The 23,474-nt window shown below is 66.3% G+C and carries 22 protein-coding genes and 1 pseudogene; 10 read left to right on the top strand and 13 right to left on the bottom strand.

The features are described 5' to 3' along the window. Window positions 1-19 precede the first annotated feature (19 nt). From ACFWPK_RS20415 to ACFWPK_RS20375, 9 genes and pseudogenes are all read right to left on the bottom strand, one after another. Entirely contained in the window at window positions 20-1,216 is a 1,197-nt protein-coding gene (locus tag ACFWPK_RS20415; RefSeq protein ID WP_378917998.1) for an MCE family protein, read from the bottom strand. Next, window positions 1,213-2,292 carry an MCE family protein gene (locus ACFWPK_RS20410; RefSeq protein WP_378917996.1) on the bottom strand — a complete coding sequence of 360 codons (1,080 nt, stop codon included), beginning with the start codon at window positions 2,290-2,292 and terminating at the stop codon, window positions 1,213-1,215. The genes ACFWPK_RS20415 and ACFWPK_RS20410 overlap by 4 nt, the downstream gene beginning before the upstream one ends. Continuing rightward, window positions 2,289-3,056: an MCE family protein gene (locus ACFWPK_RS20405; RefSeq protein ID WP_378917994.1), complete on the bottom strand. Its 768-nt coding sequence runs from the start codon at window positions 3,054-3,056 to the stop codon at window positions 2,289-2,291. Before ACFWPK_RS20405 ends, ACFWPK_RS20410 begins: the two co-directional genes overlap by 4 nt. A gap of 91 nt (window positions 3,057-3,147) precedes the next feature. Then, a pseudogene (locus tag ACFWPK_RS20400) lies at window positions 3,148-3,363 on the bottom strand (MlaD family protein); the annotation flags it as partial. Beyond that, on the bottom strand, window positions 3,363-4,394 hold the full coding sequence (locus ACFWPK_RS20395; protein ID WP_378917992.1) for an MlaD family protein: 1,032 nt from the start codon (window positions 4,392-4,394) through the stop codon (window positions 3,363-3,365). The gene ACFWPK_RS20395 and the pseudogene ACFWPK_RS20400, both read right to left, overlap by 1 nt. Continuing rightward, window positions 4,391-5,413, bottom strand: coding sequence for an MlaD family protein (locus ACFWPK_RS20390; RefSeq protein WP_378917990.1), 1,023 nt, complete (start codon window positions 5,411-5,413; stop codon window positions 4,391-4,393). The genes ACFWPK_RS20395 and ACFWPK_RS20390 overlap by 4 nt, the downstream gene beginning before the upstream one ends. A gap of 1 nt (window position 5,414) precedes the next feature. Then, window positions 5,415-6,833: an MlaD family protein gene (locus tag ACFWPK_RS20385; protein ID WP_378917988.1), complete on the bottom strand. Its 1,419-nt coding sequence runs from the start codon at window positions 6,831-6,833 to the stop codon at window positions 5,415-5,417. Window positions 6,834-6,842: 9 nt separating this feature from the next. Beyond that, the gene (locus tag ACFWPK_RS20380; protein ID WP_378917986.1) at window positions 6,843-7,703 is read right to left on the bottom strand and encodes an MlaE family ABC transporter permease; all 861 of its coding nucleotides are present in this window, start codon (window positions 7,701-7,703) and stop codon (window positions 6,843-6,845) included. A gap of 1 nt (window position 7,704) precedes the next feature. Continuing rightward, complete coding sequence (locus ACFWPK_RS20375) at window positions 7,705-8,562, bottom strand: MlaE family ABC transporter permease (RefSeq protein WP_378918141.1); 858 nt, start codon at window positions 8,560-8,562, stop codon at window positions 7,705-7,707. Window positions 8,563-8,973: 411 nt separating this feature from the next. Between ACFWPK_RS20375 and ACFWPK_RS20370 the strand changes: the two genes are divergently transcribed. The 3 genes from ACFWPK_RS20370 (at window position 8,974) to ACFWPK_RS20360 (ending at window position 11,867) form a co-directional block, all read left to right on the top strand. Further along, window positions 8,974-10,158 carry an alanine--tRNA ligase-related protein gene (locus tag ACFWPK_RS20370; RefSeq protein ID WP_378917984.1) on the top strand — a complete coding sequence of 395 codons (1,185 nt, stop codon included), beginning with the start codon at window positions 8,974-8,976 and terminating at the stop codon, window positions 10,156-10,158. 102 nt (window positions 10,159-10,260) lie between these two features. Then, the gene (locus ACFWPK_RS20365) at window positions 10,261-10,845 is read left to right on the top strand and encodes a TetR/AcrR family transcriptional regulator (RefSeq protein ID WP_378917983.1); all 585 of its coding nucleotides are present in this window, start codon (window positions 10,261-10,263) and stop codon (window positions 10,843-10,845) included. After that, complete coding sequence (locus ACFWPK_RS20360; RefSeq protein WP_378917981.1) at window positions 10,842-11,867, top strand: LLM class flavin-dependent oxidoreductase; 1,026 nt, start codon at window positions 10,842-10,844, stop codon at window positions 11,865-11,867. Before ACFWPK_RS20365 ends, ACFWPK_RS20360 begins: the two co-directional genes overlap by 4 nt. A 25-nt stretch (window positions 11,868-11,892) precedes the next feature. Here ACFWPK_RS20360 and ACFWPK_RS20355 read toward each other — a convergent pair whose 3' ends face one another. Then, a complete protein-coding gene (locus tag ACFWPK_RS20355) occupies window positions 11,893-12,561 on the bottom strand; it encodes a hypothetical protein (RefSeq protein ID WP_378917979.1) in 669 nt (222 codons plus the stop codon). Between the two features lie 151 nt (window positions 12,562-12,712). Between ACFWPK_RS20355 and ACFWPK_RS20350 the strand changes: the two genes are divergently transcribed. The 5 genes from ACFWPK_RS20350 (at window position 12,713) to ACFWPK_RS20330 (ending at window position 18,838) form a co-directional block, all read left to right on the top strand. After that, on the top strand, window positions 12,713-13,894 hold the full coding sequence (locus ACFWPK_RS20350; RefSeq protein WP_378917977.1) for a serine hydrolase domain-containing protein: 1,182 nt from the start codon (window positions 12,713-12,715) through the stop codon (window positions 13,892-13,894). Window positions 13,895-14,110: 216 nt separating this feature from the next. Next, complete coding sequence (locus ACFWPK_RS20345) at window positions 14,111-15,877, top strand: alpha/beta hydrolase (RefSeq protein ID WP_378917974.1); 1,767 nt, start codon at window positions 14,111-14,113, stop codon at window positions 15,875-15,877. Between the two features lie 27 nt (window positions 15,878-15,904). Then, a complete protein-coding gene (locus ACFWPK_RS20340; protein ID WP_378917972.1) occupies window positions 15,905-16,135 on the top strand; it encodes a hypothetical protein in 231 nt (76 codons plus the stop codon). A gap of 34 nt (window positions 16,136-16,169) precedes the next feature. Continuing rightward, on the top strand, window positions 16,170-17,210 hold the full coding sequence (gene glsA / locus ACFWPK_RS20335; RefSeq protein WP_378917970.1) for a glutaminase A: 1,041 nt from the start codon (window positions 16,170-16,172) through the stop codon (window positions 17,208-17,210). Then, complete coding sequence (locus ACFWPK_RS20330; protein WP_378917968.1) at window positions 17,207-18,838, top strand: MFS transporter; 1,632 nt, start codon at window positions 17,207-17,209, stop codon at window positions 18,836-18,838. Before glsA ends, ACFWPK_RS20330 begins: the two co-directional genes overlap by 4 nt. 7 nt (window positions 18,839-18,845) lie before the next feature. On the opposite strand, the gene ACFWPK_RS20325 is transcribed toward ACFWPK_RS20330, so the two are convergent. Together ACFWPK_RS20325 and ACFWPK_RS20320 are read right to left on the bottom strand one after the other, a co-directional pair. Then, on the bottom strand, window positions 18,846-19,349 hold the full coding sequence (locus ACFWPK_RS20325; protein ID WP_378917966.1) for an SRPBCC family protein: 504 nt from the start codon (window positions 19,347-19,349) through the stop codon (window positions 18,846-18,848). A 20-nt stretch (window positions 19,350-19,369) separates the two neighbouring features. Next, window positions 19,370-20,536: an epoxide hydrolase family protein gene (locus ACFWPK_RS20320; RefSeq protein ID WP_378917964.1), complete on the bottom strand. Its 1,167-nt coding sequence runs from the start codon at window positions 20,534-20,536 to the stop codon at window positions 19,370-19,372. A gap of 63 nt (window positions 20,537-20,599) precedes the next feature. On the opposite strand from ACFWPK_RS20320, the gene ACFWPK_RS20315 reads away from it, so the two are divergent. Together ACFWPK_RS20315 and ACFWPK_RS20310 are read left to right on the top strand one after the other, a co-directional pair. Then, window positions 20,600-21,571, top strand: a complete 972-nt coding sequence (locus tag ACFWPK_RS20315) for a helix-turn-helix transcriptional regulator (protein ID WP_378917962.1) — start codon at window positions 20,600-20,602, stop codon at window positions 21,569-21,571. A gap of 56 nt (window positions 21,572-21,627) precedes the next feature. After that, window positions 21,628-22,890 (top strand): MFS transporter, encoded by a 1,263-nt coding sequence (locus ACFWPK_RS20310; protein WP_378917960.1) that lies wholly within the window; start codon window positions 21,628-21,630, stop codon window positions 22,888-22,890. Window positions 22,891-22,932: 42 nt separating this feature from the next. Here the strand turns inward: ACFWPK_RS20310 and ACFWPK_RS20305 are convergent, their stop codons facing one another. After that, entirely contained in the window at window positions 22,933-23,382 is a 450-nt protein-coding gene (locus tag ACFWPK_RS20305) for an SRPBCC family protein (protein ID WP_378917958.1), read from the bottom strand. Window positions 23,383-23,474: the final 92 nt, after the last annotated feature.

Here is a 23,474-nt window from a genome sequence, read left to right as displayed (position 1 = left end):
ACGTCCTCGGTAGGTGGAATCAGTTGGCGGGCAGGGGGACCGAGAGCTCGTCGCCGGTGACGCCGGGTGGTGGGCCCGATCCGTTGTCGGGCCCGGCGGGGCGCGGCGCGTTGGCCGATCCGCGGACCTGCAGCTCGGGATGGCTGGTGACGCAGTAGTTGTAGAGGCGGCCGCGACCATCGGAGACTCCGGCGGGGGAGACCGGGATGGTCTCGTACTCGCAGGTGGGACGCGGCCAGATGTCTGCCATGGTGTGGAAGGCATTGTCGTGGGCCGGGACTCCGAGGGCGACGACACCGGCTCGCAAGGCGGGAAACAGTGCCGACATGGCTGGGGTCCGCAAGCGGGCCGCTCGGGTGATGGCGACGAAATTGGTCACCAGGCTGGTCAGTGGGTCGCTGGTTTCGGTGAGCACGCCGCCGAGTGTGGTGAGCCTGCCCGGACCGTCGTCGAGGAGTTCGCGGACCTCGTGGTCGGCGGCGTTCATCTGGTCGAACAGCGCGCTCGACCCGCGCACCAGGGTGGCGAGGTCGGGCTGAGCGTGGGCGGTGGTGTCGGCGATGACCCGCAGATTGCTGATCAACTGGGTGGTCTGCGGGAGCAGTCCGGTGAGGCCGGTCATCGCCTGGCTGAGACCGCTGATCACATTGCGCAGGACATCGGGGCCGCCACGCAGCGCGCGATCGAGTTCGTCGACGATCACGGTGAGCCGGTCCGGGTTCATCCCGGCGATGAGGGCTCCGGTGTTGTCCAGGAACGAATCGATCGTGACCGGGGTGCTCACCTGGTCGGCGGCCACAGTCGCACCATCGGCGAGGTAGGGCGCCTCGCCGGAGGTCGGCCGGAAGTCGAGATACTGCTCGCCCGCGGCCGAAAGACGCCCGATCGCTACCGGTGATCCGACGGGAATCGCTGTGGCGCTGTCGATCTCGGTCTCGGCGAGGATGCCGGCACCGTCGAGCGCGATGGCGCGTACCGCGCCGACCCGCACTCCGCGCACAGTGACGTTGCTGTTCGGGAGCAGGCCGCCGGAGCTGTCGAGCTGGACCCGCACGATGTAGGTCGTGTGCAGTGGCCGCACGCCGACGACGTCGATGGCGATGTAGCCGGATCCGATGACGAGCATCCCGATCATGCCGAGCATGGCCCCGGCTGTTTTGTGGCGCTGGGCCCAGCGAGCCAACGCAACAATGAGGGTAGCGGCGCGCGCGATCATCGGTGGCCTCCTTGCAGCCGACCGAGCACCCGAGCTAATACCTGGGCGAGGCTGCCGATGAACGCGGTGACGTCGGTGCCGTCGGGCAACCTGCTGCCCTCGGTATCGGTGAGCGCGCCGATGTCCAGATACGAGATCCGCGCCGCGACTGCCAGACTCGACCCCTGCATCGACGCCCGCGCCACCGGGCCCAGTGTGTTGAGCCTGTCCAGCGTGGTGCCCAAGTTGTCGCCCATCCGGGTGAATCCGGTCATCAATCCCTGCACGCTGTCGAACAGGCTGAGGAATTCGGGGCCGGTCGTCGAGGTGAAATCGCCGAGCGCGGCTGTCACCGTGGACACCTTCGTCGTGAGATCGGTGATGGCGCGATTGTTCTCGGCGATCACGGCGATCAGATCGGGGAAGGTATCGGCTGCCTGACCGAGTTCGGCCTTGCGGGCGCGCAGGGTGGAGGTGAGCCCGTCGAGTCCGTGCAAGACCGAATCGATCTGCCCGGTGCGCTGATTCAACGCGCTCAGCGTCGCGGTGAGTTCGGTGAGCAGGTGCGACAGCTGGGGTCCGCGTCCGCCGACGATCGCGTTCAGTTCCGAGGTGATGCGGGCGACCTGGTTCATCGCACCGCCGTCGAGCAGCATCGACATCGCCATCATCAACTCCTCGACCGAGGCGCCCGCCGAGGTGTGCTCGCGGTCGATGACATCGCCGTCGGCGAGCAACGGGGTGCCGGGGCGGTGCTCTGGCAGCACGATGGCGACATGGATGTCGCCCAGTGGGGTCGGCTGCCGCAGTTCGGTACGGGTGCCCTGCGGTAGCGCGATGTCGCGGCGCACCTCGAGCTCGACATCGGCCAGGAAGTTCGTCGTATCGATTCTGGTGACGACCCCGACGTCGGTGCCACCGATCTTGACCCTTGCTCGTTCGGGCAGGTTGAGAGCGTTGTCGAACACCGCGTGCAAGCGGTAGGAGGGTCCGTCGACACCGGGGCGTGGCAGCGGGACATTGTCGACGGTGACCGTGCACGAGCAGACGCTGAGCGCGGCCAGCGCGGTGACGGTGAGGTGAGTGGTTCTGTTCATTCGGAAAGTCCCAGCAGGGCGGCAGTCAGACCGAAGTCCGGACCGAAGTCCATGAGTTTGCCCGTCCGGCAGCCGTCGGCGCGCAAGGCGACCCGCGCACACAACAGCGACAGAGTTTCGTTGTCCAGCAACGACTTATCGGTGAGCAGGTGAAGCCGTAGCGCCCGCTGATCGGTGCTGACCGCGCGGGCGAAGTTATCGGCCATCAGCGGTGTCACATCGACGATCTCGGTGAGTCCGCGTGCGTTGTCACGCATCTGGCCGGTGATGGTGACCAGACGGTTCACCGCGTCGGTGAGCGGTGCACGGTTCTCGGCCAGCACCGTGGAGGTGTTGGCGATGAAGTCGTTCACCTGGGTGAGGACCGCGGCCAGGCCCGGCGCCTGCTCGGCGAGCAGTGCGACGAGTTCGGTCAGCCGGCCGCTGAAGTCCCGGACGGTCTGGTCGTTTACGGCGATCATCGTGGTGAGCTCGTTCAGTTCGACGATGGTGCGCGAGATCTGGTCGCGATTGGCCAGCGACACCTCGAACGTCGTGGAGAGGGCGTCGAGGGTCTCGCGGATTCGGTCACCGTTGCCGTCGAGCATCGGGAACAGCACCCGGCTGGCCATCGGGCCGTTCGCGTTGTCGCCCTTCAAGGCTTCGCCGAGTTGTTCGAAGTTGCGCAGGATGCGGTCGAGTTCGACCGGTGTCCTGGTGTTGGCCAGCGGTATGTGGGTGCCGTCGGTGAGGGTGGGCCCTTCGCCGGTATAGGCGGGGGTCAATTCGACGTGACGGTTGGTGATGAGCTGGGGGGGAGACCAGGGCGGCCATGACGTTCGCGGGCAGCTCGACGCCTGGCTCGATGGTCATCCGCACCTCGACGAAGGCGCCCTTGGCCTCGATCGCGTCGACCCGCCCGACGGGGACGCCGAGCACCGAGACGTCATTGCCGACGAACAGGCCTGCGGCGCTTTCGAAGTCGGCGCTGAGGTGGACAGCATCGGGGCGTAGCGATACCGGAATCGAGGAACAGCCCGCACCGATGCCGGTGACGATCGCCAGCGCGAGGCATTGGAGCACTCTGCGCATCATTTGCACCCTTCTACCGCGTCGGCCAGGCACAGCCAGTTGTCCGGGAAAATCCACGGCAGGTAGATGTCGCCGTAGGGTCCCTGCGCGAACGAGTTGTTGAATTGGCGGACCGCTACCGGCATCACCTGATAGAGCGCGTCGAGGTGTTCGCGGTTCTTTTCCAGCCCTTGCGACATCGTGTTCAGGTTGTGGATGAGCGGGCCGAGCCTGCCGCCGTCGTCGACGCCCATGTCCTGCAGGATCTTCGAGGCGGCGGCGATGTTGTCGAGTAGTTCTCTGATCAGGTCGCGGCGCTGGATCACGGAGTCGCCGATCGCCTGGCCGTTGGTCAGCAGCACCAGCACGCTGTTCTGGTTGTCGGCGATCAGTCCGGAGACCTGATCCATGCTGCCGAGGAGCTGGTCCACTTCGTCACGCCGGGAGGCGATCACCTTGGCCAGCGCGCCGACGCTGTCGAGCGACTTGGCGGTGAGCTGCGGTGAATCGCCCAATTGCGTGCTCACCGCGTCCAGGCTCGCGCGCAGCGCGTTCGGATCGAGTCGTTCGAGATGTTCGAAGGAATTGCGATATCTCGGATCGTTCACGACCTTGGCCAGGTTGTAGGGAACGGTGGTGGCCGACAACGGGATACGCGAACCCGGTAGTTGCCCCTCGGTTCCCGGATCGAGCTCGACATGCATCTTGCCGAGGATGGTCGACATCTTGATCGCCGCTTTCGCGTCGTGACCCACGTCGAGGTCGGGCCGCACACTCATCGTGACCAGAACGCGGTCGCGTTCGAGTCGCACGGCGGTGACGGTGCCGACTTCGATCCCGGCCACGTCGACGCTGTTGCCGGTCCGCAAACCAGCGGCCTGGGCGAATTCCGCGTGGACGGTGTCCTCGCCGAGGTGTGCGCGCGAGAGGATCCCGGATCCGAGGACGAGCACGATCACCGTGACCCCGGCCGCGATGCCGAGGGCGAAGTTCCGGTTGCGGAACGCATCGCGCAGGGTCGTGAGGACGAGGGAGACCAGGAATTTGATCATCGGCAGACCTCCGAGTGTTCGTTGCCGCCGACCTGGGAGAACATTCCGCGGGGAAACAGCACGCCCCACAGCGAGACATCCAGGCTGCAGACGTAGGTATTGACGTAGGTGCCGTTGCCGCTGATCCGCGCGAGCCCGGCAAGGATCAGCGGGAGTTCGATCGCCGACTGATCCAGGCGCGAACCATTGGACAGCAGGAGGTCGACGCCCTCGCTCGCCTGCTGCTGTGCCTGCGCCATACCCGGTGCGACCCTGGTGATGAGGTCGGTGAGTTTCGTTGTCGACTCGGCGATCCCGGTGACCGAGCTCTCGAGCACCGCGCCTTGTTCGTACAGCCCGCTGACCAGAGCGCGGGACTGGGTGATCAGGGTCTCCAGCTCGCCGCTGCGGTTGGCCAGGCTGGTGATGACATCGCTGAGGTTGGTGATCACCGCGCCGAGGATCTCGTCGCGTTCGGAGAAGGTCGTTGCCAGCGCGGCGGCCTGAGTGATCAAGGCCGACAACGACACTCCGTCGCCTTGCAGCGCCTGCACCAGGGTTTCCGACAGTGAGTTCACCTCGTCGGGTTGCAGCAGGCTGAACAGTGGTTCGAAGCCCGACAGCATGGTGGAGACGTCGAACGATGATTCCGTGCGCTCCAGAGGAATCGAGCCGCCCGCGGGTAACGGTTCACCCGCCGATTCGCCCACGGCCAGCGCGACATAGCGCTGGCCGATCAGATTCTGGTAGCGGATCAGCGCTTTCGTGGTGGTGCTCAGGTGCTGGCGGGACTGCACGGACAGGGTCACCCTGGCATTGCGGCGGTCGACCAGGTCGATCGCGTCGACCCGGCCGACGCGCACGCCGGCGATCCGCACGTCGTCGCCGGTGCGCAGGCCGAGCACGTCGGTGAAGGTGGCGCTGTAGCGATGGGTGTCCCCGGGCACCGAACGTTGCAAGGTCGACCAGATCGTGTAGGTCGCGATCATGGACAGCGCGACGAAGACGGCGAGCCCGGAATAGATAGTGCGGCTGCGCATCTCAGTGACCTCCTGACGGTGGCGGTGCGACTGTCACGGTCGCACCGGTGAGGACGGCGCCGAGCAGAAGCTGCTGGGTGGTGTTCGGGCGCTCGCCCAGGAACGCGGCTACCGCGGCGGGGCCGGTGAGCGCGACCGGTCCGGCTCGGTGGTCGGGCTGTTGCGGAGCGGAACTCGCCGGTGCGGTGATGCCGGGGATCACCAGACCGGGTAGCGAGAGTCCGGGGATGTTCGGCAGGGCCGGAATGTTCGGCAGGACAGGCAGGGCGGGCATGGTGGGAATCGGCGCAGGACCCGCCGACGCCAGCCAGCCGGGGAGCAACTGGGCCGGATAAGACTGTGGGGCAGGGGAATCCGGAACGCTGCCGGTATCGCACCGTGGTCCGGCCTGGCTGCCGTAACGCGGGCAGTCGGCCGCGGTGTACTGGCGGAACGGAGTGAACGAGACCGTGACGTCCCACTGCATCTGCTTGCTCGGCCCCCAATTGAACACGGTGGCAAGGCGACTCAGGGAATCACCGAGCGCGGTGACGGTTTCGCTCAACGCCGACGGATCCGCCGCGAGTGCGCCGAATGTCTCGTCCAAGCCGACGACGAGCTCCTTGCCCGCGTCCGGGTTGCGGGCGAACAACGCCTGGGTCGCGTCGGTGGCCGCGCCTGCCGAGGTGAGCAGTTCGATCACCTGGTTGCGGCGAACAGTGATCGTGTGTGCCGTCTGCACCGATTTGCCCAGGGCATCAGCGAGTTCGGGTGCCGACTGATTCACCGCCGCGGTTGCCGCGCCGAGGTCGCCGAGCAGATCGCCGATCCCGGGCATCGCGCGGACCTCGGTGATCCACTGATCGAGGCGTTCGATCGTGGAGCCGGGCATCCGGGCGTCACCGTCGAGTGCCTCGGCCAGGGTGGCCAGCACCCGGGCGAGTTTGGCGGGCTGGATGCGATCCAGGACGTCACGCAACGTGGTCAGCGTGGTCTGTAGGGCTACCGTCGCGCGGCTGGTGTCCTGCTCGACGACAGCACCTGCGCGCAATGGCGTCGCGGCCGGGCCGTTGTCCACGAGTTCGATCGAGGTGACTCCGAAGATGTTGGCAGGCACGACACGAGCCGTCACCGAGGCCGGGATGGCCGAGGCAGCGGCAGGTTCGAGGTCGAGTTCCACACGCTGGCTCAGCCCTTTTTCGGCGATCTGCACTTCCGACACCGCGCCGACCAGCAGTCCGCGGAAACGCACATCGGCGCGGGCAGGTAGCCCGTCGCCGGTGCTGGTCATCCGTGCCGTCACCGCGACGGTCTCCTCGAAATGGCCCGTGTAGCGCAGCCCGAGCAGCGCGACGACGCCGGACAGGCTCAGCGTCATCGCTACACCGGCCACGCTGAGCCGCCCGCGCGACCAGCCGCGTCCACTGGGATCCGGATACATAGTTGTCCCCTATCCGGAGATCCGGATGCCGGAGTCGACGCCCCAGATCGCGAGTGTGAGAAGCAGATTGAGGAAAACGACGACGATGATCGTCATCTTGATCGCGCGCCCGGCCGCGACCCCGACACCTTCCGGTCCGCCCGCGGCGATGTAGCCGAAGTGGCATTGGATGAAGGTGGCGACGAGCACGAACGCGACCGCTTTGAGCACCGAGTAGACGATGTCGCCCGGGTCGAGGAACTGGTGGAAATAGTGGTCGTAGGTGCCGATGCCGTTGCCGCCCAGGAAGAACGCGGTGACCTTGGTGGTGAGGTAGGCGGTGGCCATGCCGATGCTGTAGAGCGGCAGGATCGCGACCGCGGCGGCCAGCATGCGGGTGGTGATCAGGTAGGGGAGCGGGCGGATCGCCATCGACTCGAGTGCGTCGATCTCCTCGGCGATCCGCATCGAGCCGATCTGGGCGGTGAACCGGCAACCCGCCTGGGCGGCGAAGGCGATGGTGGCAAGCAGAGGAGCCAGTTCACGGGTGGTGGCGAAGCCGGAGATCGCGCCGGTGAGCGGGCTCATCGTCAGCAGATCCAAGGCGGAATGCGATTCCATTCCCACGGTGATGCCGCCGAAGCCGCACAGGATCAGGATCACGCCGACCGTGCCGCCACCGACCACCAGCGCGCCGTTGCCCCAGGTGACGTCGATGATCAGCCGCACGACCTCTTTGCGGTAGTGCCGGAGGACGAACGGGATCGCCAGCAACGTCTCCACGAAGACGACGCCCTGATGTCCCAATCTCGCGTTGGCCTCGGTGATGGGGTCGGTCGCGGCCTTGACAGCGCGGAGCGGACGCAGCAGGGGCGGTAGGTAGTTCGTCATCTCAGAGCACCTTGGAAGGGAACAGGGTGTTGTAGATCTGGGTGAGCGCGATATTGGCCGCGAACAGCACGATCGCCGAGCTGACCACCGCGGAGTTCACCGCGTTCGCGACCCCTCCCGGTCCGCCCTTGGTGTTGAGGCCGCAATCGCAGGCGATGATCGCGGTGAGTGCGCCGAATACCGCTGCCTTCACCAGCGCGACCAGCAGGTCGCTCGCGACGGCGAACGAGGCGAAGGTGCTGATGTAGGAACCGGGGGTGCCGTCCTGGATGTAGATGTTGAACAGATAGCCGGTGGCGAAGCCGATGAACACCACGAACCCACACAGCAGCACGCTGACCAGCACCGCGGCGAGCAGTCGCGGCGCGACCAGCTTGCGCACCGGATCGACGCCCATCACCCGCATGGCATCGATCTCCTCGCGGATGGTGCGGGAACCGAGATCAGCGCAGATCGACGAGCCGACCGCGCCCGCGATCATCAGCGAGGTGACCAGCGGCGCGCCCTGCCGGATGATGCCGAGGCCATTGACCGCGCCGATGAAGGTCGTCGCGCCGACCTGGCTGACCAGCGAACCGATCTGGATCGAAACGATGGCCGCGATCGGGATGGCGACCAGCAGCGTCGGGGTGGCTGAGACACCTGCCATGAATGAGCTCTGCCGGAGGAATTCGGACAGCGGAAAACGTCGTTGCAGCAGTGCCCGGACCAGCTCTGCGGTGGCTTGCCACGCCATGGTGACCTGTCGGCCAGCGGTCTCGGCCGACTGTCGCGGATGGTCACGCCACCAGTCGAGACAGAACCTGACGACGAGCTCAAAATCCGTTGGAACAGCAACTTTGCCGTCTGTCGATACCATGTCGATCACCCCGTGTTCCATGCGGCCGCAGAGCTGTTCGACCGAATCCGACCTCTGATCTACACGGATGTTTACCAAATATCTACGCATCCGTAGTTAGCTGTCTGGGACTGTATCAACAAGTCGCCCGCGCGTCCTCGATTTTGATGCGTTCGGGTCCACTCGTGGTGGCCGGTGCGCAGATAATCGGTCGTGCTCGGCACGGCCTGGTTGCTACCGTGCAGGCATGAAGGTCACTTCACGAATCGCCGCCGCGGCCGCACGAGCTCTCAGCTCGCCGGTCGCAGCCGCCTGACCTTCTTTCTCCCATGCCGGCGACCGGAAACGGTCCGCTGGTGTGCGTCGGTCCTGGTGCCGGACTTGCCAGGTGCGGTCGCTTCCGGTCGATTTCACATCGATGGAGCAACCACCATGATCACGACAGACCAGACCGTTCAGACCTTCCACGACTTCTTCCGCGAACGCGGGCATGAGCCCACGCCCGGTGGATCGCTCGTTCCCTCGCCGGGGGATCCGGTGCTGTTCACCACCTCCGGGATGCATCCGCTGACCCCGTATCTGATGGGTCGGCCCCACCCGCTGGGCCGACGGCTCACCAGCCTGCAGCGATGCCTGCGCACCACCGATCTCGACGAGGTCGGTGACGACACCCACCTCACCGTGTTCGAAATGCTCGGGTCCTGGTCACTGGGCGACTACGGCGGCCCGCAGAGCCTGCGGTGGGGATTCGAACTGCTGCGCGACGGCTTCGGTATCGACCCCGGCCGGATGTCGGTCACCGTATTCGGCGGTGACGAACAGATCGAGCCCGACCACGAGTCGTGGCGCACATGGGATGAGCTGGGCTTACCGGTCGAGCCGACCACGGACGAGAACTGGTGGTCCAACGGCCCGACCGGACTCTGCGGGCCCGATTCGGAGATCTTCGTCTGGACCGGGGACGGACCGCCGCAGGGCACACCGACCTCCGATGGCCGGTGGGTGGAGGTGTGGAATCACGTCATGATGCGCTACGTCCGGCATCCCGACGGCAGCCTCGAACCGATGCGCACGCCCGGCATCGACACCGGCCTCGGTGTGGAACGACTGGTGCGAATCCTGCGGAACACGCGGTCCGTCTTCGAGATCGACGTTTTCGAGCCCTGGCTGACCACCCTGCCCCGAATCTGGGGCACACGCGACGATCGGACGCTGCGACTGCTGTCGGACCATCTGCGATCGGGCATCGTCGTCCTCGGCGACCGGGTCACGCCATCCCCGTCCGGTCGCGGTCATATCCTCCGCCGTTTGATCCGCCGCACCCTGACCACGCTGTGGCGCGACGATCCGACCCGCACCCTGTTCGATCTGCCGATCGAGCTTGTCGAACACACCCTCGGGCACTTCCGGCAATCCGTTCACCCCGACGAGGTGCGCACCATCCTGCTCGATGAGGAACGCAAATTCGCTGTGCTGCTCCAGCGTGGTCGAAAGGTCCTGTCCCACCGCCGTTTCACCGGGCCCTTGACCGACGACGACTACCGCTATCTGCACGACACACACGGGCTGCCCCGCGATCTCGTGATGTATCTGAACACCGAAGCCGGTGTCAGTTGAGATGCCATGGCCTTGTTGCCGGGGGATCTGGGCGTGAGAGCCCGCCCTACTATGCTCTATGTCAGGGTGGCTAACTTCGCGCCCTCGATGTGGAGGGACGACGTGGCGGCACGAAGCGGGACCAAGCAGAAGATGCTCTACGGCGCGGTAGAACTCCTGCGGGAACGTGGAGCCGCGGGGGTTACCGTCGATGCCGTCCTGACGCGCAGTCGGACACCCCGCGGCTCGGTGTATCACCACTTCTCCGGTGGCCGGAACCAGATCATCGCCGAGGCAGTCGAACTCGCGGGCAACGCCATCACGGCGATCATCGACGAATCCGTGCGCGAGGGTTCGGTCGGTGCCCTCCGGCGATTCGGCGCGTTCTGGACGCAGATCCTCCATGAGAGCGACTACGCGGCGGGATGTCCGGTGGTATCGGTGACGGTCGGCGGATCGGAAGACGATCAGCGGCTGATCCCAGCCGTCGCCGACATCTTCCGGCGGTGGCAGGATGCGGTGACCCGCTCGTTGACAGCGGAGGGCGTGGAGCAGGCTCGCGCCTCCCGGCTGGCCACGATGGCCATCGCCGCCATCGAAGGCGCGGTCATCCTGTGCCGGGCCGCGCGCTCGACCGCTCCGCTCGACGACGTCCTCTGCGAGCTGGAAGTGATCCTCGCGAATTCCATCCGCCCACAGGAAGCGTGAACGTGCAGATCGGTGTCATGATCGAACCGCGGCTGCCCGGTGCGGCCGATTTCGCTCTCGCGGCCGAGCGGATCGGCGTCTCGTCGTTGTGGGTTCCCGAAGTCTGGGGCTACGACGCGCTGACCGGGCTCGCCTACCTCGCCGCCAGGACCTCCACGATTCGATTGGGCACCTTCATCGTCCAACTCGGCTCGCGCACACCGGCTCTGCTCGCCACGTCCGCGCTCAGCCTCGAGGAGCTGTCGGGCGGCCGTTTCGACCTCGGCATCGGTGTTTCGGGTCCGCGCGTCATGGAAGGCTGGCACGGCGTTCGCTTCCGCAAGCCGGTGCAGACCACGCGCGAGACGATCGAGATCATCCGGACTGTCAGTCGCGGCGACAGACTCGAGCACGCCGGCGAGATCTATCCACTTCCGTTGCCCGACAGCGCGGGACGAGCTCTTCGTCCGCTCGTGCGTCCCCGCCACGTACCCGTCTACATCGCGGCCATGGGTCCGGCCAATCTGCGCCTCACCGGCGAGGCCGCGGACGGCTGGCTCGGCAACGCCTTCATCCCCGAGGCTGCCGAGACTTTCCTCGGCCCCCTTCGCGAGGGCGCCGAACTATCGGGCCGCACATTGGCTGATCTGGACCTCGTCGCACCGGTCGCGGTGGAGTTCACCGAAGACGAGGCGTCGGCGACCGTCGCAAGCCGCAAGCACGCCGACGGATACGCGTTCACCATCGGTTCGATGGGTGCGGGCGGCCGCAATTTCTACAACGACGCGTTCACCAGACTGGGCTACGGGGACGCCATCGCGACCGTTCGTGAGCGCTGGGACGCAGGCGATCACGAGGCCGCGCGTCGCGAAGTACCACTGGACCTCGGCCGGCTCACCAACCTGATCGGCACGCCCGACATGATCGCCGAACGCGTCCGCGCCTACGAGAGCGTCGGCATCACCACGCTTCTCGCCAAGCTCGATGGTTCCTATGACGAGCAGCTCGCAACCCTCACCAGGATGCTGTCCCTCGTGAACTAGCGGTCGAGGCCCCTTCGCCGTGCGATCACCGGTGGCGCAGGACCTCGAGCCGACCGTTGGCCGAGGCCAGCGAACACCCAGCTCTGCTGCTGGTCAGCAGCATGTTGGCGACTTGGAGAAACAGCACGAGGTAGGGCTTGCCGGGATGGGACCGGCGGGGCCATTCATGCCAATAGTGCGGTGGGTCGAGGCAGGTGCCGGGTCCGGTGGGGAGCCGCAGCCGATCCCCGGGCACGAGGACGGTGACATGGAGATCGGTGAGAACTCCGGCGGCGTCGTCGGACAGGGACGCGGACCGGGTGAGCATCGCCCACCGGTGCAGCGGAACATAGGGCGGCGACGTCGCGAGTGTCGGTACTGCCAAAGCGTTGCGGTCGTAAGTGGCGGCGGCGAGTCCGGCGGGTACGAGTAGCGCGGTGACCGTGTCGTCGCATACCAGCTCCACGCCTGCACCGTCGGCGGTGATTTCGGTCGGTAGTCCTCGGTGTCGGTAGGCATTCGTCCAGTCCCGGGTGTTCCGCAGTTCGTGTGCGTCCGGCCATGGGAGGCCACGGGATCCGGCCAGGACCTCCCACGCGGCGGCACCGAGCCCGCAATCGTGGTGGCGGTGCTCGAACCAGTACCGGCGGGCGTCGTTGGGGGAGAAGGCCATCGGCGGGAGGTCGCAGTCGAACTCCTCGTCCTCGAATCCCATCGGTGTTCCTCGGTGTCGTCGCTGCCAGGTCCTTCGAGTATGACCATGTGGCCTCGAGTAGCTCGCGAGTCTCAGCCGGTCGAGTGCCGTCGGCGCGTAGATTCGACATCGCCGCTGATCGTGAGTTCTTCTGAACGAAGGGATCGCCGTCATGAGTTTGTCGCCCCCGCTTCGCGGATATCGCAGATCATGTGCGGTGTTCGCGGTCGTGCTCGCCATCGCGACGGGCGGCTGCACTGCGCAGGAGAAGTCCGCCGACTCCCCGTCCACGGGCTCGTCGTCGCAGGTCGAGAGTCCCGAAGCGTCGAAGATCGCTGACATCGTCCGCGCGAAGATGACCGAACTCGACCTCAGTTCCGCGGTCTACGGCGCATGGCGGGGTACCGAACAGATCGCCCTCGGCGCGCTCGGCGGATCACCGCTCGGTGTCCCCGCGACAGCGGATATGCGGTTGCGGGTCGGCCAGCCCATGGAACCCATGCTGTCCACCGTGCTGTGGCGACTCGACGGACAGGGCGTGCTGAAACTCGACGAACCCATCGCCCGCTGGCTGCCCGACTTCCCGCGCGCCGACAAGATCACCCCGCGAATGCTCGCCGACAGCACCTCCGGCATCTCCGACTACGTGACCGAACCGGAGTTCCTGAAGATCTTCGGCGAGAACCCGATCCGCGAATGGACCGCGCAGCAACTGCTCGATCGCGCCAACGCCCGCCCACCGCTGTTCGAGCCGGGCACCAGGTTCGCCTACGCCCACAGCGATCTGGTCGTCCTCGGCGAAGTGCTGCAGAAGGCGGCGGGCAAGCCACTGGGCGAGCTGATCGCCGAACACATCACCGAACCGCTGGGGATGCACGACAGCAAAGTAGTACTCACCCCACAGGTCGACGAACCGATCCTGCACGGCTACACCAACGAACGAAACGTCTTCGAAGACTCCACCTTCTGGAACCCCACCGCCTTCCTGCACAGCGGCAACATGAACTCGACCGTCGCCGACGTCGGCCGCTGGGTCCGCGCCCTCGGCACCGGCGAACGACTCACCCCCGACCAGTTCCAGCAGATGATGGGCCCCTCCACCGCGGGCCTTGGCCCCTTCACCACAGAGAAATACTTCGCCTTCGGCGTGGTCCACCTCGCCGACTGGCTGTTCATGAACCCGTCCTACGGCGGCTACGACGGCGTCGCCTATTACGACACGAAAACCGGGACAACCGTTGTCGTCTACGCCACCCTCGGCCCGGCCTCCGATTCCAACCAGAACAATGCCGTCGGCATCGGCACAGCGATCGGTGCCCTACTGGTCCCCGAGCGCCCACCGACGGTTCCCTGAACAATCGGCAACTATTCGCACTGACCGGTGGTTGTACCGAACGGAGTCACCAGTTCTGACCTGCGGTTAGATCACATTGTTGGTGTCGAAAGCCCTATTCCGGTGTTCTGGTGAGATCGGGTCGTATAGTTCCACATTGAACGAACCGCATCGAGTTGACACTCGACAGCGAAATGCGTGCACCGGTGGATCGTTGGGCGAAACACAGGGGAACAAATGAATTCCACGCGCGGAGACGGTCGACGGTGGACGTTCGGCGCACACCGAACCGACGCGAGTTCCCAGGATCCCCCACCTCCCGAGATCGCGGCGGGCACCCGCCAGGAAAATTCGTCCGCACGGCCGGTCGCGGAACCCACTTTTCGGCGCCGGGGATTCCATTTCGGTGGCGCGGTGGGGGCATTGGTATTGGTGTGGTTGTCATTGACGCCGTCGCTGCTGCCCAGAGGTCCGTTGTTCCAAGGGGTCGTCACCGGTGCCGCGGCGGTCTTCGGGTACGGACTCGGTGTCGCAGTCGCCGCGCTGCTGTGGTGGATGCTGCAACGGCAGCCTCGGCCGACGCCGTCGGTGTTGTGGTGGGGGCTCGGCGTCGTGGCCTGCCTCGGATCGGTCGCCGTGCTGGCCTGGTATGCCGAGTGGCAAAGGGATCTGCGGTCACTCATGGGAGTGAGCGGTCTTCCCTGGCACGCCTATCCGATCATCGTGGCGATCGCTGTCGTGGTGTTCGCGGTGTTGCTCGCGGTGGCGCGGCTGTGCTGGGCATTGTCGCGATGGGTCGGTGGGCTGTTGGGGCGGGTGCTGCCCACACGCGTCGCGGCGGTGCTCGGCGCTGTGGTGGTGGCCGCCCTAGCTGTCGCCGCGGTCAACGGGGTGGTGGCCGACGTGGCGATGTCGATGCTCAACGAGACCTTCAAGGCGGTCAACCAGGAGAGTTCGCCCGATACCGAGGAGCCCGTCCTCGCGGAGCGTTCCGGTGGTCCCGGCTCGCTGGTGAGCTGGGACTCGCTGGGCAGGCAGGGGCGAATCTTCGTGTCCAACGGTCCGACCGCGGCCGAACTGACGGCATTCAGCGGAAAGCCCGCGCGCGAGCCGATTCGCGTCTACACCGGCCTCGATTCCGCGGAGACGATCAGGGCCGAAGCAGATCTCGCGGTTGCCGAGTTGCGGCGGGCCGGTGGCTTCCAACGAGCGGTCCTCGGGATCGCGACCACCACCGGTACCGGGTGGATCAACGAGTCGACTGCCTCGGCGCTGGAGTATCTGGCGGGCGGTGACAGTGCGCTGGTGAGTATGCAGTACTCCTACCTGCCCAGTTGGCTGTCCTTCGTCGTCGACCAGGAACGCGCTCGACAGGCCGGTCAAGCATTGTTCGAGGCGGTGCACGCCGAGTGGGACCTGTTGCCGGTCGATCGCCGGCCGAAGCTGGTGGTTTTCGGGGAGAGCCTCGGATCCTTCGGTGGTGAGGCGGCCTTCTCCGGTATCCAGGACATGGCGGCCCGCACCGACGGAGTCCTGTTCGTCGGTCCCACCGCCACCAATCCGGTATGGCGCGATGCCACCGCACGACGCGACCCGGGTTCCCCGCAGTGGCTGCCGATCTACCGTGACGGGCACACAGTGCGATTCGTCGCCGACGCACCGGATCTCGCCCGCCCCGACACCGCGTGGACCGCACCCAAAGTGGTCTACCTCCAGCACGCCTCCGACCCGATCACCTGGTGGACACCGCGACTGCTGTTCCAGAAACCCGACTGGCTGAGCGAAGAACGCGGCCGCGATGTCTTGCCGAGCACCCGCTGGATCCCGGTGGTGACATTTCTACAGGTGTCCGCGGACATGGCCGTTTCGGTCGATGTGCCGGACGGGCACGGCCACACCTTCCAGGCGGTTATCGCCGATGCCTGGGTGGCGATCCTGGAACCCGCCGGCTGGACCGTCGCCGACACCGAGCGTTTGCGAGAGATCCTGCGTGGCGCCGAGTGAACGCCACCCGTCGAAAGGAGGACTCTGATGAACGATGCCGCCGGTAAGCGGTCCCTGCTGAGTCGCGTCTCACCAACCCAATGGATCGCCATCGGGTTGAGCATCGTCGCCGTCGTTTTCGTGGTGGAGAACAGAGGAAAGGTATCCATCGAATTCCTGTTGATCTCGGTCCGTTCCCCGATGTGGTTGATCCTGTTGGCGATGTTCGTCGTCGGCTGGGTTGCCGGAGTTCTCACCACTCGTCGCGCCCACAAATGACAGTGCTCGGCTATATCAGAAGTGAGGGATCTCTGTGTCCACACCGACATCCGGCGGAAAGATGGACCTCGATGTGGGGAATGTCGAACAAGCGGTCTCCACCGGTGCACTGCCCGGTTGGGACGACGTCGAATCACACGTCGGCGCGGCCTATGAGCGGTACCGATCCCATCAGGCCGGGGTCGTCGCCGATTACATTCCCGCGCTGGCCGAGGCCGATCCCGAGGCGTTCGGCATCACCGTCGCCGAGGTCAACGGCGAGTTGCACGCCGCGGGAACCGCGTCAGCGGTGTTCAGCATCCAGTCGATCGCCAAGGCGTTCGTCCATGCCCTGGTGTGTGAGGCACTCGGGCACGACGGGGTGCGCGACCGTGTCGGCGTGAACAACACCGGCCTGGCCTTCAACTCGGTCATCGCGATCGAGCTGAACGACGGCCACCCGATGAATCCGATGGTCAATGCCGGCGCGATGGCGACCACCGCGATGATCCCCGGTGCCACCGCCGCCGAGCAGTGGGAACAGATCCGTTCCGGGCTGTCGCGTTTCGCCGGCCGTCAGCTCGAACTCGACGGTGGCGTCTACCGATCCGAAATGCTGACCAACCAGCGCAACAGAGCGATCGCGGCACTGCTCGAAAGCTACGGGCGCATCCATATCGATCCGCTGGAGGTCGTCGATGTCTACACCAGGCAGTGCTCGCTGCTCGTGGATTCCCGTGATCTCGCGGTCATGGGCGCGACACTGGCCGACGGCGGGGTGAACCCGTTGACCCAGCAGCGAGTCGTCTCGGCAGGCGTCTGCCGCGACACCCTCTCGGTTCTCGCCGCGACCGGAATGTACGAGCGGTCCGGTGAGTGGCTCTTCGAGATCGGGCTGCCTGCCAAATCCGGTGTCGCGGGCGGAATCGTCGCCGTCGCGCCGGGAAAGGGAGCGATCGGAACGTACTCTCCTCGACTGGATTCGGCCGGTAACAGCGTGCGTGGCCAGCGGGCGACCGCGTACCTTTCCCGCACGCTCGGGCTGAACCTGTTCGCGTCGGACGCCTACTCGGAGCAAGGGAGTGATCAGCAATGACCGCTGAATCCAGTTCGACGACAACATATTCCGAGCGGACGTCATGGCTGCCGATGGTCGGTCTGTTCTTCGCGCAGGTGCTGATGTCGTTCAACGTCGCCGCGCTACCCGTCTCGCTCGGCGGCATGGTCGAAGACTTCGGCTCCGCGCCGACGGTGGTGAGTTCGACGATCGTTGTCTACGGCCTCGCCGTGGCGGCACTGGTCATGGTCGGCGCGAAACTCGGGCAACGCGTCGGCTGGCTACGCATCTTCCGGGTCGTTGTCGCGACGTTCGCCGGTTCGGCGTTGATCATGATCTTCTCCCCGTCGGTGTCGTGGGCGATCGCCGGACAAGCGCTGGCGGGTGCCTCGGCGGCGATCATCGTTCCCGCGCTGGTGGCTCTGATCGCCGAGAACTACCACGGTGAGCAGCAGGCGACAGCCATCGGTTCGCTCGGGTCGGCGCGAGCCATTTCCGGAGTGAGCGCGTTCTTCATCGGTGGCGCACTCGGCTCGCTCGTCGGCTGGCGACCGGTGTTCGGGATCGTGCTGGTGCTGGCCGTGATCGTGTTCGCCTTCAGTTTCACCCTGCGCTCCGACCACGGCGCCGCCGGCATCGACATCGACCTCACCGCCGCGGTGCTGATCGGCGCGGCGATCGTGCTGCTCACCCTGGGCTTCAACAATCTCAATGCCTGGGGCCTGTTCTTCGCCGACCCGGCGGCGCCGTTCGACCTGCTCGGTCTCTCACCCGCTCCCGTGCTGATCGTGGTCGGCATCGTGCTCGGCCAGGCCTTCTTCTTGTGGACGCGACAGCGGATGCGGGCAGGCAAGGCACCGCTGGTCGACCTGTCGGTGCTCGGCAGTTCCCGCGAGCGAGCGGCCGTGTACGCGATGTTCATCGTCGTCGCCCTCGAGGCCGCACTCAATTTCACGGTCCCGCTCTACATCCAGATCGTGCAGGGGCGGTCACCGTTCGACACCTCGCTGGCGATGATGCCGTTCAACCTCACGGTCTTCGTCACCGCGACCCTCGTCGTCCGCTTCTACAAGCACTACAGCGCCCGCGTCATCGGCATCTTCTCGTTCACGCTGACCACCGGTGCCCTGATCTGGCTCGCCTACGTGGTGAACAACAACTGGGAGACCTTGCCGACGATCGCCGGACTCATCGTGTTCGGCATCGGCCAGGGCGCACTCGTCACCCTCGTGTTCAACGTCCTGGTGACCTCGGCGCCCAAGAACCTCGCCGGGGACGTCGGATCGATCCGCGGCACCACGCAGAACCTCGCGTCAGCCGTCGGCACGGCGGTCGTCGGAGCCATGCTGGTGACGATCCTGAGCTTCACCGTCGGCCAGGCGATCGTCAGCAACCTCGATCTGCCTGATGCGCTGATCGCCCAGGTCGACCTCGACAATGTGAACTTCGTCAGCAACGACCGCCTGCACGAGATTCTCGAACGGACCGACGCGACACCGGAACAGGTCGACGCCGCCGTCGAAATCAACGAAGACGCCCGTCTGCGCACGCTCAAACTCGGGTTGCTCATCCTGGCCGGTATCAGCGCTACCGCGATCGTCCCGGCAGGTCGGCTGCCGAACTACCGGCCCGGCGAGATACCGGATCCCTCGCCGGTCAAGGACTGAGACCCGTTCAGTCCGTCGACTCGAGTTGCCGCTTGAGGTTGCGCAGGGTGCGGTGGATGTTCTTGCGCTGGAATTCCACGAAGGTGTTGCCGCCGGTGGCGATCCGGTCGAAGACCTGAACCGCCGCATTCGGCCAGGTCTTGCGATCGTCGTGCCAGGTCTCGGTGACCAGGGTGCCACCGTTGTCCGGCTCGAATCGGTACTCCCAGGTCGCGATACCTCCGCGGATCCACGGACTGCGGACACCGATCGCCTCTACGCGGAACGCGAATCGCTTGCCCGGCTCGGCCGTGATCACCACGCAGCGGGTCACCCAGCGAGCGAAGCCCCGCTTGTTGAACCCCTCGAATTCCATTCCCACATAAGTGGACTCGCGCGGCTGGGTGACCTTCGCTCCGCGGTTCTCCGGACTCCACCGACCCATCAGGGTCGGATCGCTGACCTGCTGATAAACAGACACCGGGTCCGCAGCGATGTGGATGCTGTCGAAGACGGCCGTGGTGCGACTCATGGACAGAACCTATAAGACGATCACCCCGCCGCGGCGAGTCGGGCCTGTCGCCGGTATGCGCGGAACGTGGCACGCAGGTCATCGATGATGAGGTCGGGTTCCTCCATGGCCGCGAAGTGGCCGCCTCGATCGAACTCGGTCCAGCGCACGATGTTGTGGTTGCGTTCGGCGATGCGGCGGACCGGAACGCCGAGATCCTGCGGCATGACCGCTACCGCGACCGGCACATCGGTCTCCGGTTCGGGCTTGCCCCAGGTGGCGGCGCCCTCGTAGTAGTAGCGGGCCGACGAACCGGCGGTGGCGTTGAGCCAGTAGATCATGACGTTGGTCAGCATCGCGTCACGGTCGACGGCTTCCTCCGGCACGTCGGTCGAGTCGGTCCAGTCCTTGAAACGTTCGACGATCCACGCCAATTGACCCACCGGGGAATCGGCGAGCGCGTACGACAGCGTCTGCGGGCGGGTCGCCTGCAGCAGCGCGTACGCGCTGAGTTCGTACTGGGCCCGTTGTGCCAGCTGCAGGGCGCGCTTCTCGGCGGGATTGTCGAGGTCGGCCGTTTCGGGGGTGACGGTGGCGGAGGCGATCATCGTCAGGTGCAACGCCACGACATGGTCGGGGTCGATCACCGCAAGTTCCCGTGAGATGGCCGCGCCGGTGTCTTCGCCGTGTGCGGCGTAACGCTCGTAGCCGAGCCTGCGCATCAGCTCCGCCCAGGCCCGCGCGGCCCGGCTCGTCGACCAGCCGACCGCGGGGCCGGAGAACCCGAATCCGGGAATGGTCGGCACGACGACGTCGAACGCGTCCTCGGCCCGGCCGCCGTGCGTGACCGGATCGGTCAGCGGTCCGATCACCTCGAGGAACTCCACGATCGATCCGGGCCACCCGTGGGTGAGGATCAGAGGCATGGCACCGGGTTCGGCCGACCGGACGTGGAGGAAATGCACATCGTGGCCGTCGATCTCGGTGCGGAATTGCGGGAACGCGTTGAGGCGTGCCTCCTGTGCCCGCCAGTCGTAGCCGGTGCGCCAGTACCGCACCAGCTCCTGGGTGTAGTCGAGCGGGATGCCTTGCGCCCAGCCGACTCCGGTGACGCCGTCGGTCCAGCGGGTGGCGTCGAGGCGCCGATGCAGGTCGTCGAGCTGGGACTGCGGGATGTCGATGCGGAAGGGAGTGATTGCTTCGCTCATGAGAACCACGTTACGAGGCAGCTAGGACAGGTACTGCCCTAGCAATGGGGGAGAATACGAAGTGTGTTGGAAACTTCGGCTCGCCTCCTCGAACTCCTGTCCCTGCTGCAGACACCCCGGGTGTGGACCGGCCCCGACCTGGCCGAGCGCCTCGAGGTCGACGCTCGCACGGTCCGCCGTGACATCGACAAGCTGCGCACTCTCGGCTACCCGGTGCACGCGGTCGCGGGCACAGCCGGATACCGGCTGGGCGCGGGCGCCAAGCTGCCACCGCTGTTGTTGAGCGATGACGAGGCGGTCGCCGTCGTGCTCGGGCTGCGCACGGCCGCGGGCGGATCGGTCACCGGGATCGAGGAGAGTTCGTTGCGGGCGCTGGCGAAACTGGAGCAGATCCTGCCGTCACGACTGCGACATCGCGTCTCGGCCTTGCAGGCCGCGACCGTCACCATGCCCGCCGGGGCCGCGACGGTCGACCCGGACGTACTGACCGCGATCGCCGCCGCGATCCGTGACCACGAACAGCTCCGTTTCGACTACCGCACCCACGAGGGCGCCGAGATCCGGCGAGCAGCGCAACCTCATCGACTCGTGCACACGGGACGGCGCTGGTATCTGGTCGGCTGGGACGTCGAGAAGCAGGATTGGCGCACCTACCGTGTGGACCGCCTCCGTCCGCGCATCCCCAACGGGCCACGCTTCACCCCGCGCGAGGCGCCCGAGGTCGACCTGGCCGGCTGGGTGTCGCGCGGTGTCAGCAGCGCCGCCTACCGCTATCAGGCCCGCATCACGCTCGAGGTATCGGCCGCCGTGGCGGCGGATCGCATCCCGCCGACTGTCGGGGTCATCGAAGCGATCGACGAAGAGCACTGTCTGTTGCACACCGGATCGAACTCGCTCGACGAAATAGCCGTCTACACCGGGCTTTTCGGCTTCGGTTTCCGCGTACACGAGCCACCCGAACTCATCGACCACCTCCGCGCGCTAGCGCACCGGGTCACCGCGGCCATCGCGCCCGGCGAGGATGCGCCGGGCTGACGGTGTAGTCCGTTTTCCGCCGGATCCGTGGCCCCGGGATTTCTAACGTCGATGCCATGGAAAACAAACGGGTTCCGGAGATTTCGGGCACGGTGTTGCGCGCGCCGATCGTGTGGTTCATGGCGTCGGCGGCCGCGCTCGCAACCGCCAGTGTCTACCTGCTGCATCCGGCCGTCGCCGAGGTCGCCGGATCGCTGGACACCTCGGCGGCGGCGATCGGCACCGCGCTGGCATTCGGGCCGATCGGCTATCTGGCGGGGTTGGTGCTGCTGGTGCCGCTGGTGGACCGGTTCGCGCCGCGGACAGTGGTGGCGGCGCAATTCGCGGCACTGGCTGTCGCTTCGGCGGCCGGGGCGATTGCGGGTTCGGTGTGGGTGCTGGGAACGGCCGTCGGCGTGGTCGGGGCGGGATCGGCCGTCGGCGCTCAATTGAGTTCGGTGGCAGGGCGTTTCGCGGGGTCTCACCGTCAGGCCACCGTGCTGGGGATCGTCACCGCGGGGATTTCGGCCGGAATTCTCGCCGGTCGCATCGTCGGCGGCTGGCTCACCGAGGTGATCGGCTGGCGCGCAATGCTTGTGGTCTTCGCGGTGCCCTGTATCGCGGTGGCGGCGATCGCGTATTCCGTCCTGCCGGCAGTACGCGGCGGCGCGCGTGCCGGATATCTGGATACGGTGCGGGGGATTCCCGGGCTCTTCGCTCGCTTCGCGGCGCTGCGATGGGCGGCGGCGCGGGGTGCGCTGTGGTTCTTCGCGTTCTGTGCGATCTGGGCGGGTCTCGCGGTGGCGTTGTCGCAGCCTCCGTACTCGTATTCGCCCGAACGGATCGGTCTGTACGCCTGTGCCGGACTGGCCGGTGTCGTCGCGACGCGGATCGCCGGAAGCTGGACCGATCGGGTCGGTGCGAGGAAGGTGATCCTGGTCGGGCTCGCGCTCGCCTTCGCCTCGACAGTGGTTCTGGCGGTCGCGCTGTCGAACACCGTGGTGACATTGGTTTGTCTCGGTCTCTTCGATGCCGGGCTGTTCGCGGCGCAAGTCGCGAATCAGAGCACGGTACTGGCCATCGATTCGTCGGCACCGGCCCGCTTCAACAGCGCGTATATGTCCGTCTATTTCGTCGGGGGCAGTCTGGGCACGGCGTTCGGGGCCTCTGCAGTCGGCTGGTTCGGCTGGTCTGGCCTGGTCGCTGCCGCCGCAGGGGCCACAGCCGCGGCAGGCATGGTCGCTCTGGCCGACCGGACGCGCGGCGAGGCCGGAGGATCCGGTTCGGTCGGCGGACATGATGCTGCCGCGAGGGTGGCCGCTGCCCGCGTCGAGCGGTAGTCGTCCGGGGGCGGCGCGGACTGTTCCGCGCCGCCCTTCGGATTATCGAGCGGTCTCGTGCACGGGTTCGTCCACACGAGGCGACCGTGTTGCCGCCGCCTCCAGTGCCGCGCGCATCACCGTCGATCCGTGTTCGACGAATTCTGCGATCGGTGCGGCGAGAGGTTCGGGCAGAACGTCGATGTGCCAGATGAAACGCGTCCTGCCCTCGGCCTCCGGTAGGGCATGCATCCACGCATGGTGATGGGATGGATGCAGACTTCCCCCGACCACGGTGTAGGCGACCCGCCTGCTCACGGGATCGAGGTCGACGAGCCGTTCGGCGACGATGGTGCCGTCGGCGAAGGTGACTGTGCGGGTGTCGGCGTCGAGTCGGGTGTCGGTGACGAAGCCCGGAGCGAGGCGCTCGTGCACAGCGCCGAAGTCGCGCAAGACATCCCAGACCTGGTCCGGTGTGGCGTCGACGAGAAATTCTTTGTGAACAGATGCCATGGTGTTCTCCTGGTCAGGCTGCGGTGATACAGAACAGGTGGGTCCTCGGCGAGGACCGTGAGTTCTGCGGGGCGGGTCGATGTCCGGTGTGA

The sequence above is a fragment of the Nocardia sp. NPDC058519 genome (genome assembly GCF_042719755.1).
Lineage (GTDB): Bacteria > Actinomycetota > Actinomycetes > Mycobacteriales > Mycobacteriaceae > Nocardia.
This window is presented reverse-complemented; position numbering and strand designations above follow the sequence as displayed.